At 54.6% G+C, this 12,769-nt stretch carries 5 protein-coding genes and 1 riboswitch; all 5 genes read left to right on the forward strand.

Going from position 1 to position 12,769, the window contains the following annotated elements:
* Window positions 1-96 precede the first annotated feature (96 nt).
* The 5 genes from C2I18_RS16605 to C2I18_RS16625 all read left to right on the forward strand — a co-directional run bounded on the left by C2I18_RS16605 (window position 97) and on the right by C2I18_RS16625 (window position 12,744).
* Window positions 97-1,374 (forward strand): vWA domain-containing protein, encoded by a 1,278-nt coding sequence (locus C2I18_RS16605; RefSeq protein WP_249896874.1) that lies wholly within the window; start codon window positions 97-99, stop codon window positions 1,372-1,374.
* 120 nt (window positions 1,375-1,494) lie between these two features.
* Complete coding sequence (locus C2I18_RS16610) at window positions 1,495-2,130, forward strand: beta-mannanase (protein ID WP_249896875.1); 636 nt, start codon at window positions 1,495-1,497, stop codon at window positions 2,128-2,130.
* A 541-nt stretch (window positions 2,131-2,671) separates the two neighbouring features.
* The gene (locus C2I18_RS16615) at window positions 2,672-3,934 is read left to right on the forward strand and encodes a hypothetical protein (protein ID WP_249896876.1); all 1,263 of its coding nucleotides are present in this window, start codon (window positions 2,672-2,674) and stop codon (window positions 3,932-3,934) included.
* On the forward strand, window positions 3,931-7,008 hold the full coding sequence (locus C2I18_RS16620; RefSeq protein WP_249896877.1) for a GAP1-N2 domain-containing protein: 3,078 nt from the start codon (window positions 3,931-3,933) through the stop codon (window positions 7,006-7,008). Before C2I18_RS16615 ends, C2I18_RS16620 begins: the two co-directional genes overlap by 4 nt.
* Before the next feature lie 621 nt (window positions 7,009-7,629).
* Window positions 7,630-7,826, forward strand: a riboswitch (cobalamin riboswitch).
* A gap of 358 nt (window positions 7,827-8,184) precedes the next feature.
* Window positions 8,185-12,744, forward strand: a complete 4,560-nt coding sequence (locus C2I18_RS16625; protein ID WP_249896878.1) for an S-layer homology domain-containing protein — start codon at window positions 8,185-8,187, stop codon at window positions 12,742-12,744.
* The last annotated feature ends 25 nt before the right edge of the window (window positions 12,745-12,769 follow it).

Raw genomic sequence — 12,769 nt, forward strand, 5'->3', positions numbered from 1 at the left:
TGCAGATGCCAGGAGTGTGAAGCGGGGCTCCGCCGTGTATAACACGGTGAAAATATGTATTTAATTATAGTTCCTCCCGGAAAGGACGGATGTATTATGCAGCGAAAAATCAACTGGCTTCTGCTCTGCTTCAGCCTGCTGGGCGGCGGGATTGCCTTTGTGCTCGGCGAACTGCTGCTGGGCAGCAGGCCTTATGATCTGCCGTCAATTGTGCTTGTGGGCATTTATTTTGCCATCGTTGCGCTTGGAGTGGGACTGGGCTGTCTGCTGGCGGAGATGATCTCCCCGAGACTGAACGGCCAATCGTGGAAGCAGCGGTACCTGGGGTTGTCCTGGAAGCTGCTGCCGCTGACCCTGGTGATGCTGTTCGCTGTCGGTACGCTGATGGAGTTTGTGTATGAGCTGAACTTCGGCGGTGTGAAGCCGGTCAAGGACGTGGTTATGGTCATTGATGACTCCGGCAGCATGCTGCAGAGCGATCCTGGCAACAGCCGGTATGCGGCAGCCAAGTCGCTCGTCCAGCAGATGGACGAGGACAACCAGGTAGCCGTAGTTACTTTCAGCAATGATGCTGCGGTTGTCCAGCCGCTTACCTCCCTGTCGAACACAGAGAACCGTGAGCAGGTATCCGCTGTTATTGACGGCCTGCAGACGACTGAAGGCGGTACGAATATCAGCGGTGCGCTTACAGAAGCGATGAATGTTATGAGCAGTGATAACAGAACGAGCCGAGGTTCAATGGTTATCCTGCTGTCGGACGGCTTCAGCCAGCTGGATACCTCGCGGGAATTATCGGAGTATGTGAACCGCGGTATTCAGGTCAATACGATCGGCCTGGCTCTGGATGACCCTTCCGGGTCAGTACTGTTGCAGGATATCGCCAGAGTGACCGGCGGGCAGTATTATGATGTTACGGATGCCAACCTGCTAGGCGATGTGTTTAAGCAAATTTATGACCGTCTGGGGGACCGCACACTGCTCACAGAACGCACCGATGCGACAGCAGACAGTCCTTATTATGCTATAGTCCGTATTTTGGCGCTGATGCTGATCGGTGCTGCGCTTGGCCTGGGCCTGGGCATCATCTTCGATAACCGCCATCTTGCCAAAAGCTTCGGCATCGGCGGCATAGTCTCCGGCCTGCTGGCAGGACTCATTCTTGAATTCGGACTGAACGGCCATTCCTTCTGGGATGCCATGGACCGCCTGCTGGCTCTCCTGGTATTGGCTGCAGTCATTGCCTTGTTTACCTTTGTCATCCCCGTAGGGGAAGGACGCCTCTCCCGCAGGGGCCGCAGAAACGAGTCAACAGCTGCACCCTCCTCTGACGGATTCCATTCGCCGCGCAGAAACCGGGGCAGCAAGGGATTTTAATCTTAATAGTACGCTTGCGCTCAAGGATGAGATCATGGTCAGCAGGCGTAGGCTTACAATAAAACTGTGCAGGAACACCTGAGAGGAAATTGAACAAGAACGTGAAAGGAGCAGGTTGTCATGAGGTACGCCCAGCAGCCTTCCGCCGCTTCCGCAATTACGGAGGTGGTGTCCCGGGTGGAGGACCGGCTCTGTACGCTGCGCTGGCGCTGGCCGGACGGCGTACAGGCGGTATACATCCATAAAGCCCCGGCAGAGACGCAGGATCACGGAGGGGCACCTCCCCAGGGACTAAAGCTGTACACCCGGGAGGAATACAAAGCGAATAACGGGTACCGCGACCGGCTGGATGATATCGGGCTGGTGGCGTATACAGTCTATGCCCGGACCAGCGAAGACGGTGACACGGTTCTGGTGCACCAGACGGACGGCGCCAACCGTACGGTTGTCAGTGCAGGCAAGGCGCGGATTTACTATTCCATCGTGCAGAAAAAGGCGCTGTTCGGCAAGCAGAAGACTGTACATATGACGATTACAGCCGAAGTGCCGGTACCGAAAGAAGTGCTCTGCTATGTCAAAAAACGCGGCGGCCATCCGTCAGCCAAAGACGACGGTGTGCTGTTCCCGTTCGTTCAGGACTTCCCCGCCGGACGGTGTGCGCTTCCGCCGATTGAGATCGGCAAAGAGGACTTTGTGCGGATTTTTTTCACCGATGGGCCAAAGTACGGGTTGTATTATGAGCTTGTGCCGGAGTAACGGGGGGCAGGGAAGCAGGGAAGCAGGGAAGCAGGGAAGCAGCTATGATGCCAGATTAACGTTATTGTTTATGCAAATCTGATTACTGGAACAGTAGGTATAGCAGGCTGCATGTGATTGCTGGAACTTAACTAATGTGCTGAACCAGACGTGACTGCTATATCGAACATAACGTGCCGAACCGAGCGTGACTCTGGACCAGCCAACTGTTTAATTGCATTTGATACAGCTATATCCGGGCTTTTAGACCATTTATGATGTTTAGTTGTACTTTGTACATCTGTATCCTGCATAATAGCCCTGATTAAGCCAATAGCCGGTATATAGCTGCACTAAATGCAGTTAAAGAGCTGGAGGCAGGCTGGAGCATGAATATAGCTGTATAAAGTACAGTTATATCGAAATTCCGGGATAAGAATGGGCCCGATTTTATACAATGGCCTTATTACTAATTTGTCAGGTTAAACATATGCTTCCGAAGCCGGCCCCAACAGGATCTACCGGGCAGCGGGGCCCCACAACACTTCCAGGAGGATGAGAAATGTCTTTTTTCAGCCGTTTTATGAAGAAGAACCAGCCGCAGCCGCGGCCGCTTTTTTACGATATTGTCTGTCCCTTCTGCTTCACCAAGTTCCAGCCGGATGAAGTGGTCTTCCGGGCCATGCACAGCCGTGAGGATGATGAAAATTATGCCTTGGCCGAAGATGACCTGCTGAACAAATACCGCGAGCGGTTCGGTCTCGATACGGTGGATGATCTGGAAGCGATTCTGAATCCCGCCGATATTCCCGAGGAATACCACCACTACACGGATAATGTGCTTACAGGTCTTACAGACCGCTATGGCGTGATGACGCGCAGACGGCTCTGTCCGGCTTGCCACAATGAGCTTCCGGTGACCGCCGGCAAGGTGCCAAGCAACATTATCTCGATTATCGGCGCTTCCCAGGTCGGGAAGTCGGTGTACATGACCTCGCTGATTCATACGCTGCAGCATACGACGGCAGGGCATTTTGACGCCGCCTGTATGCCGCTGAATGCCGAGATCAGCCGCAAGTTCCGCACCCTGTACGAAGAACCGCTGTTCGAACGCGGCGATCTGCTGGCCTCCACCCAGAAGGAGAAGATGCAGGAGCCGTTTATTTTCCAGTTTGTGTTCAAAGATGAAAGCAAACCGCCGCTGACGCTGGTGTTCTTCGACGTAGCAGGTGAGGGAATGGTTGATCAGGACTACCTCGGTCTGCACGGCCAGCATATCAAAAACTCTGCAGGGATTCTGTTCATGGTCGATCCGCTGCAGATCCGTTCGATCCGCGAGAAAATCCGCATCAACTACGGCGACCGGCCGGGGGAGTGGGTATCGCAGTATGATGAGCCGCGCGATGTGGTGCTGACCATGTTCGGCGACTTTATCGCCTACCAGGAAAAGAGCAAAACGGATATCCCGACAGCGGTCGTGCTCGCCAAAAGCGACATGCTGCATTCGCTGAAGGACGAAGACGGCGATTATATCAAGGCGAACAGCAATGTTTTTAATAACTATGTGCACCGCAAAACGCTGAATCTGGACGAATTCCACAACATTGACGGAGAAATCCGCCGCTTTATCGAAAAGGTGGACCGCCCGTTCAAGGATACGATGGATGTATATTTTGCCAATACAGGTTATTTCGCCGTGTCCGCACTGGGCAGCAATCCGGTCAATCAAAAGGTGGAGGGTGTGGTCAGCCCGATCCGCGTGGACGAGCCTTTTATCTGGCTGCTGCATAAGCTGAACTATATTGAGGGGAGCGACGGGCCGTGAACAGATTTACAGGGTCCGTAATCACCCAGCAGATGTACACCCGCGAACGGCGGGGGGTTTACCGGGCAACAGAAGGATTTGATACGGTAGCGAAGTCGGAGAGTCTGGACAATAATTTTGTCAAAAAAATTCTGCATCCCTTCTGTCTTTACGATGCGCCGGCAGAGCTTGCGGCACGCGGCGAGAAGAATGAGGAGCTGTATCCGGCTGCGCTGCACCTGTTCCACACGGAAGCCAATGACACCGTCATCGGCCAGAGCCGCTATCTGGCGGCGGATTTTACCGGACAGCGGAGCGCTTTTTTCGCCCATAACTTTGTAGTGCCGCCCATCCGTTCAGAGGAGATTGTGGAGGATTACGGGAAGTGGCTGCATGCCGATTTTGCCGGAAGCTATGACGGAGAGCCTGGCGGGACTTTGCCGGAGCTTGGAGACATTCCTGTGCGCCGGGGTGAAGGCAGAGCTGATCCGCTGAGTGTGCTGAAGTCGCTCGGATTCGGGGAAGAAACGTTCAAAGCGGTGCTGCAGGCGGTCATGACCTCGGTGGCGGGCAAGAAAAAAATATATGTGGCTCTCGACGTTCCTGTCATGGAGCTGTCACAGCGTGCAGTGGAACTGACGGAAGTAATCTACAGTGTGCTGCCCTATGATTTCCGCCGCAGGCTGGGTGTAATCACCTACGCCAATGAGCCGAAAAGCCGCAAATATATTCATCTTACCTTTGTTGAGAAGGGTTCCCTGCGCCAAGGCGACCGGAGTATCGAGAGAGACTTCACCTTTGATATGGCTTCAGGCCGGATTTTGAACGCGGACTTTGGCGGGCAGAGTCAGCCTTTTGCCGAACTTGCCTGGAAGACGCTGGAGCGTAAGGGGAGCCTGGAGGACTTTGCGAGATTTGCTGATTCACTGCTGCCCGGAGAGAGCACGGAACGTAAGCTGTCGCTTGCGCTCTATAATGAGCTGGCGGTATTTTATGAAATTGAACAGGGAGATGAAAACCTCTATACCGGGAACAAACAGGCTGTTCTGAGCGGGCTGCTGTCCTATCTTAAGCCGGAGGGGGCGCTGGTGTCGCGTGTGCGGCTGAACGATATGTTCCTGGAGCGGTTTGACCGCGAGTATGACCTGATCCGCAGCAAAGGCATTCCGCAGCCGGAGATTATGGAGAGCTTCAAGGAATATTTTGTGCTGAAGGGCCATAATTACCGGGTCAAAATCGTCGAATACTTCATCAACGGGATGCTGAACTGCAGCTCTGCCGGCCGTGAGGATGCACTCGCTTCAGCTTACAATATTATTGAGAGTGATGATGAACTGAGCAGCGCATTCTTCAAAAGAGTGCTGGCCCAGCCTGTCTTCCGCAGCAAGCTGCTTGAACCGTATTTGGAGACGAGGCTGGCTTCAGCGGCCAGAACATCCGATATTCTGCGGTTTGTCACCCACTGGGGACGGTTTCTGCCTGAGGCGCTGCAGCTGTCTTTTGTGCGTGATGCGGTCAAGGATTATCTGCTGGAGAAGCTGCAGCGGGATAAGGACCCTGTGGGTGCAGTTGCTGCCATAGACGAAGCAGTGGACAAGGCGGAAAAAGAACGGCGCAGAGGCGGCGGGACACATCCCGAGGCGCTGGCGCTGCTGCAGGAGCTTAAGGTTGCTGCGGAACGTTTTCTGCTGAACCGGGTATCTCTGGATGAGCTGACCCAGGAGCAGCTGCTCGATATTTCGTTCCTGCAGTACCGGGACATCACCGACTGGCAGCCGCCGCTAGACTCCATCAGCAGGCAAAAAGCTAATGCGCTCCGTGCCGCTTACCGCTGGTTCGGGGAGGAGAATCCGGATGAGAAGATTTTTGCCGGACTTACGCCCAAAGAGCTCGATGATGTACAGCTGCTGGGACGGCGCTGGCTGAAGGAAACGCTGTATATCGAGCCGTTCGAACGGCTTCCGCTGGCGTTTTATCACAGTGCTGACCGCGAGGGCGGTCCGCTTGATTATGAGGCGCTGATGGATCTGGTGGTCCGCAAAGCGGGGAACAGCAAGGAGACGGTCTACCGCTTCTTCGCCTGGTCACAAGACAGCCGCCTGTTCACGGTGTCGAACAAGAAGCTGCATCCGGCGTACCGCAAGGCGGTGCTCAAGTATTTCCTGAACAAAGACCGCGATGCATTCAAAAGCCGCGAATTCCGCAAAAACTACATGTCATCCGCAGGGCCTGCCCTGCAAAATGTATACAACGAGGCCCGCTCCAAGCTGGCTTCGCCGCTGGCGCGGTGGATCAGCCGCAGCCGATTTCAGCTCCTGATCTCCGGCTCCATCCTGGGGATCGTGCTGATCGGCATCATTGTGGCGGTCAGCCTGCTGCGCCCGGACAGCAAGGAGGCCGCTCTGCCGGCGGCCAGTCCGTCGCCGTCCGCTGCGGCCGCGTTTGCCCCCGCTGCCGTGTATCTCGGCAGCGAAGGGGCGGAGGGGACCGGCAGCCGGCTGGTGTTCTCCTTTGCCGACGCTGAGGAATGCACCGCCTTTAACCCGGCGGTGATTAGTGTAACGGCCTCCGGCGGGGACGCGGTGGCCTACGATGTTACGGCGATTGAACGGGGCGGCTGTCCCGTTCAATCGCCGGAGGCTGGAGCCGCCGGGGATGACGGCGGCGGAAACGCGGCTGCGGCGGATGCAGCCGGGGAAGAGAGCGGCGCGGCGGAGAACGCGCCTGCCGAGGGCGAGGGCGGCGCAGCGGAGGACGCGCCTGCCGAGGGCGATAGCGGCGCGGCGGAGAACGCGGCCGCTGAAGGTGATGGCGGCGCGGGGGAGAACGCGGCCGCTGAGGGTGATGGCGGCGCGGCAGAGAACGCGCCTGCCGCCAACACAGGCACGGCTCCGTACACCGTCAACGCGCTGCTTGAAGCGGGAGCCAGCGTTGCGGTAGGTGATATGATCACCGCCGGAAAGTACTCGCTGATGCTCGAAGCAAGTCCTGGCAGTACGCCGCCGTCAGCTACTCCGTCAGCTGCTGATACGGATGCTGATACAGGCAGCCCTGAGCCTTCCGCTGAAGCAAGTGCGGATGCGGAAGCTGAGTAACAGCATGAGCCGCTACCTCATATGCGGATTATGCTGCGAATGTGACAGAGCTGAATGTTTCTCATAGTAAAACCAGACAAAGCAGCGTTTCCCGTAATTCGGGGAAACGCTGCTTTACTTTTATGGACATTCCCTGCGCTAACGGACCCAGGATCCGTTATTTATTGATTTTGGCACGCTTATTATTTCTAACGGACCGAGGTTCCGTTATTCGCACCAAAATGACCTCATCTGCACACTTTTACTGAAAATAAGGCCCACTGAGTCCGTTAGATTCTGTGAGCGCCTGAAATCGCGGAAATAACGCCCCCTGTGTCCGTTACGCTCGGTCAGTCGCTCAGGATTCCGGTAAAATAGGTACCCTTAAACCCTATAAAACTGCTGACGCCCATTTCCATTAGCACAAGCCGCTATCATCCTCACAACAACTATCCCCGCCGCCGGACTATTTTCTTCAATAAAAGCGGAGAACGGCTGACTAACTAACATTTGGAATCTCTCAAATCCTGTTGGCATTCGCAGGTAACAGTCACTAACTCCTGACCGGGTACCGTTTTCCATTCAGCTTTTCTATGGACATACCGGAGATTACTAGATATGATTATGAAAATAATTAAAATTTAATAAGCACTAGGAAAAGGTGCGGTTCTACGCGTAGAATCCGCTTAAAAGGGAAGTCCGGTGCAAATCCGGTGCGGACCCGCCACTGTAAATGCGAAGCAACTCTCGGAGTGCCACTGTCCTGTGATCAAGGGTGGGAAGGCAGAGGGAAGCGATGAAGCATAAGCCAGGAGACCTGCCTTTTTCCGGAACGTTTCTATTCTTCGTGGGGTGAGAATGCGGAACATATGCAGATGAAATGAACTGTCGGTGTGGCTTTGGCACCGTTATGCTCGCTGTGTATTTTCCCTGGCCGCCCTTCGTGGGGCGGCTTATTAGCGTGTCAGAATGTGTAAACTTTTGGGCCCTCCCGCAAAGAACTTGATAACACATTGAAGCAAGGCCCCACTCAGTTTGTGGGGATATTTAGTGCGGACAGGCGGGTTGCGTTCATCCGGCTGATTTATGCTCCTGGAGAAAGAGTGCTGAATCAGGCAGGTAATGTGAAGCGAGTATCGGCAGATGCTTTTTTGTAGTGTCTGCTGCAAGACTAATATTATTATAGGAAAGAGGTTAATGATGAAGACGATTCTTTCTGCCAAGTCCTTTGTGCTTGGTCTGGCATTATTGCTGGTTATTTCAACGTTGGGTTCGGCTTTTGTTCCGGCAGGACAGGCTTTTGCTGCTGAGACAGCCCTAGCGGCAGCAGACACTGGTGCGACAGATGTATCTGCAGCCGACGCTCCCCAAATCACTGTATCCGAAGCTATAGAAGACACCGTCAAGCTTATCCTAAACAGCGGTGTGAAGTCCGACTGGGAGGCGATCGGGATAACCCGGGCCGGATACCAGGTGCCGGGGAGCTATCTCCAAGTGTTGGAGAACACAGTACAGACTGAAGGCAGACTTAGCAAAGTTACCGATTATGCCCGGACCGTACTTGCCATAACAGCTCTTGGCGGTGATGCGGCGAATTTCGCCGGCAGCGGTTCTGCAGCAGGGTACAACCTGTTGGAGAAGCTGTATAACAGCGACAAAATGAGCAGTGAGACGGTGAACGGACCCGTGTATGCACTGCTTGCGCTTGATTCCGGCAGCTATACTATTCCGGACGGTGCCAAGTGGACACGCACAGCGCTGGTAGACGAGATTCTGAAACAACAAAAAGATGATGGCGGTTTTGCCCTGTTCGGCTCGGCCGGAGATCCTGATATAACGGCGATGACCCTGACAGCGTTGGCGCCGTACCAAGATAAGCCTGAAGTGAAGACAGCCGGTGAAAAAGCTGTACAATGGCTATCCTCCCGTCAAGATGCCAACGGTGGCTACGGCGGCAGCAGTGAAAGTGTTGCCCAGGCTATTATCGCGCTCACTTCCAACGGAATTGATCCAACAGGGGAACGTTTTACTAAGAATGGAACCGACCTTGTAGGAAGATTAATGAGCTTCTTCGTGCAAGGCGGCGGTTTTTCACATACCCCAGGTGCTGCTGCTAATTCACAGGCAACCGAGCAGGGCCTGCAGGCCCTCGTTGCCTACAATCTGCTCGGCGGCAGCGGCAAGCTGTATGACTTCCCTAAGCCTGCGCAGCCTGAAGAACCCTCTGCCGTTAATGTGGCGCTGTCTGTTGAAGGACCGCAGGGAACAGTGGCAGAAGGCAAACTAACGGCCCTCAATGCTCTGGATGCGCTGAAACAGCTCACGGCGGCCCGCAATATTCCGCTTGATATTACTGTATATCCGTTTGGCAGTATGGTTGATGGAATTAACGGGATTAAGGGCGGCACTTACGGCGGCGGCTACTGGACTTTTCTTGTCCATCGAGGCGGGGAATGGGTGTATCCTGAATTAGGGATGGATTCCTATCCGCTTAAGGAAGCGGACCGTATTCTGATCTATTTTGGCGGAATGAATACCCCGGTGGTAGATTCAGTCACCATCAGCAGCCCGCAGCCTGAGCCAGACGAGAAATTTACAGTTGCAGTAACACAAAAACATTGGGTAACCGATGATGTGACATATGCTACTAGTACGGTTACATCCCCGGCAGCAGGCGTTCAAGTCACTGCAGGCGGCATCAGCGTAACTACAAATGATCAAGGCGTTGCTGTTTTTGAATCAGGTCTGCCGGCAGGAGATTACGAATTGGCCGTCACTGCTTATGCGGAAGGCAAAACTCCGGCAATTGTTAAACATAAGCAAGCATTGAAGGTAGGTGTAGCAGTTCACCTGTCTGTTGAAGGACCGCAGGGAACAGTGGCAGAAGGCAAGCTAACGGCCATCAATGCTCTGGATGCGCTGAAACAGCTCACGGCGGCCCGCAATATCCCGCTCGATATTACTGTATATCCGTTTGGCAGTATGGTTGACGGAATTAACGGGATTAAGGGCGGCACTTACGGCGGCGGCTATTGGACTTTTCTTGTCCATCGAGGCGGAGAATGGATGTATCCTGAATTAGGGATGGATTCCTATCCGCTTAAGGAAGCGGACCGTATTCTGATCTATTTTGGCGGAATGAATACCCCGGTGGTAGATTCAGTCACCATCAGCAGCCCGCAGCCTGAGCCAGGCGAGAAATTTACAGTTGCAGTTACACAAAAACGTTGGGTATCCGATGATGTAACATTTGTTACTAGTGCGGTCACATCACCTGCAGCAGGCGTTCAAGTTTCTGCAGGCAACCTCAGCGTAACTACCAATGATCAGGGCGTTGCTGTTTTTGAATCAGGCCTGCCGGCAGGTACCCACCAGCTTGCGGTAACCGGTTATGTTCCTGACAGTACACCGAGCGTAGTACGTTACGCACAGCAATTGGTTGTTTCCTCTCCGTCAGTAACCCCGGTGCAGGCTTCGGCAACGATTTCGGTTATCGGAGACAGCAGTAAGGGAACGATTCTGCCGAGTACAAATGTCGTCCTGAATCCGGGAGAAACGGCATACAGCCTGCTTGTCCGTCAGCTGGGCAGCAAAGTTGTTGCTTCGGGAAGCGGAGATGGCCTGTATGTACGTTCAATTGACGGCCTGGGCGAGTTTGACCGCGGGCCGCAGAGCGGATGGATGTACCTGGTCAACGGCACAGATCCAAAATCCAGCGCCGGAAGCTACAAGCTTCAGAACGGTGATGTGCTCACATGGCGTTATACGACAAATCTGGGGACAGATGTGGGCGCGGCACCTGCAGGCAATACGGGCAGCGGCTCCGGCAGCACAGCAAGTACTGTGAGCATCACTTCCGGGAATACCCTGCCGCTCCAGCAGGTGGGACAGACAACCTCTGTAACCAATGCCGGTAATCCGATGACTGCTGCAGCCGCAGCGGCGCTCCGCCAGAAGCTGGCGGGCAATCAGGTAGCTATGGAGCAGGAGGTAACCCCGGCAGCTGCTTCTGTACTGAAGGATAACGGCAGTGAAGTGCAGCTTCAGCTGCCTGCCGGATCTGTATCCGGTACAGTCAAGATCCGGGTGCAGGAGATGAAGTCAGAACGTTCCGAACTGGTATCGGGATTGTATGAATTTACTCCAGACGGAACCAAGTTCCTGAAGGAGGCAGAACTGTCGGTAACGATTCCGGTTACGGCGCTCCATCCGGCCAACCTGGCTTTGGCCTGGCTGGATGAAACCAGCGGACAGTGGATTCCGGTTCCTTCCGTACTGGATGTCTCAACAGGCTTCATTACCGGCAAAATTAGCCACTTTACCAAATACGCCGTAGTGGACCGCAGCAAATTCGAGCCGGAGCAGGAGAAGCTCAAGAGCGATATCGCAGCCACTGCCAAAGCGGTTACCGCGCTTGGCGAAATCAGTGACTGGCAGGCTGTCGGGCTTGCACGTACAGGAAATGCTGTACCTGCGGACTATCTGAACGGAGTAGCAGAGCAGCTTGATGCAAGCCAGGGCGAGTTCCGCAAGGTTACGGATTACGAGCGTCTGGTGCTGGCTGTAGCTGCAGCAGGCGGGGATCCGCGTTCGATCGGCGGGTACAACCTGATTGAGAAAATCTATAATAACAAGGCTATGGTGAACCAGGGCAGCAACGGACTTATTTTTGCCCTGATTGCACTCGACAGCGGGGCATACAATGTGCCTGCTGATGCGCAGTGGACCAGAGAACGCCTGATCAAGACGCTGCTGGACATGCAGAGCACAAGCGGCGGCTTCCCGCTGACAACAGGCGGAACCGATGATGTGGATATCACTGCAATGGCAGTGACCGCGCTGTCGTCGCATATGGGGCAGGCGGAAGTAAAGGCTGCTGCAGACAAAGCCATCACCTGGCTGTCACAGCAGCAGCTTGAGAACGGCGGCTTCAAGCTGGCCGGAGCAGAGAGCAGCGAGAGTACCGCCCAAGTCATTATTGCCCTTAGCGCAGCGGGAACCGGTCCTAACGACTTGCGGTTTGTAAAGGCAAAGGGCGGACTGCTAAGTCACCTGGCCTCATTCAGACAAGCTGACGGCAGCTATGTTCATGTATCCGGCGAAGCCGTCAACGGCCTGGCTACCGAGCAGGCACTGCTGGCACTAGCCGCTTATGACCGCTTCCTGAGCGGTGAGCCCAAGCTGTTCAGCATCGCACCGGCAGCTTCAGGCAATGTAATCTTTACCGATGAGCGTCTCATTTCTTCCTGGGCGCTGGATTCTGTCCGCAAGGCGTATGATACCGGCCTGATGAAGGGCGTCAGCACGGACAGCCTGGTCTTTGCACCGAAGAAGAATATTACCCGGGCTGAATTCGCTGCCCTGCTGCTGCGCCTGACAGACAATTCCCCGTCTTCGGCATCAGCAGCTCCGGTCTTTGGCGACGTGAAGGCTGACGCGTGGTATTATGGAGCTGTGCTTAAGGCAAAAGAGCTGGGAATCATCAGCGGTGTAACCGGGAACAGCTTCAATCCGGACGGTGTAATTACCCGCCAGGATATGGCGGTGATGATCTCCAGAGCGTTCAAGCTGGAGACTGGAACTGCTGCCGCAGGAGCTGCGAAGTTTACCGATGACAAGCGGATCAGCAGCTATGCACGGAATGCCGTTTATGCGGTGAATGAGTCAGGTTATATGACCGGCTCAGGCGGAGCATTTGATCCTTCGGCGCATGTTACAAGAGAAATGGCTGCGGTTGTAGCCGTCAGATTGCCATAGCAGTCAGCTGCAGTAAAATCATAGA

The sequence above is a fragment of the Paenibacillus sp. PK3_47 genome, assembly GCF_023520895.1.
In the GTDB taxonomy this organism is placed as follows: domain Bacteria; phylum Bacillota; class Bacilli; order Paenibacillales; family Paenibacillaceae; genus Paenibacillus_AQ.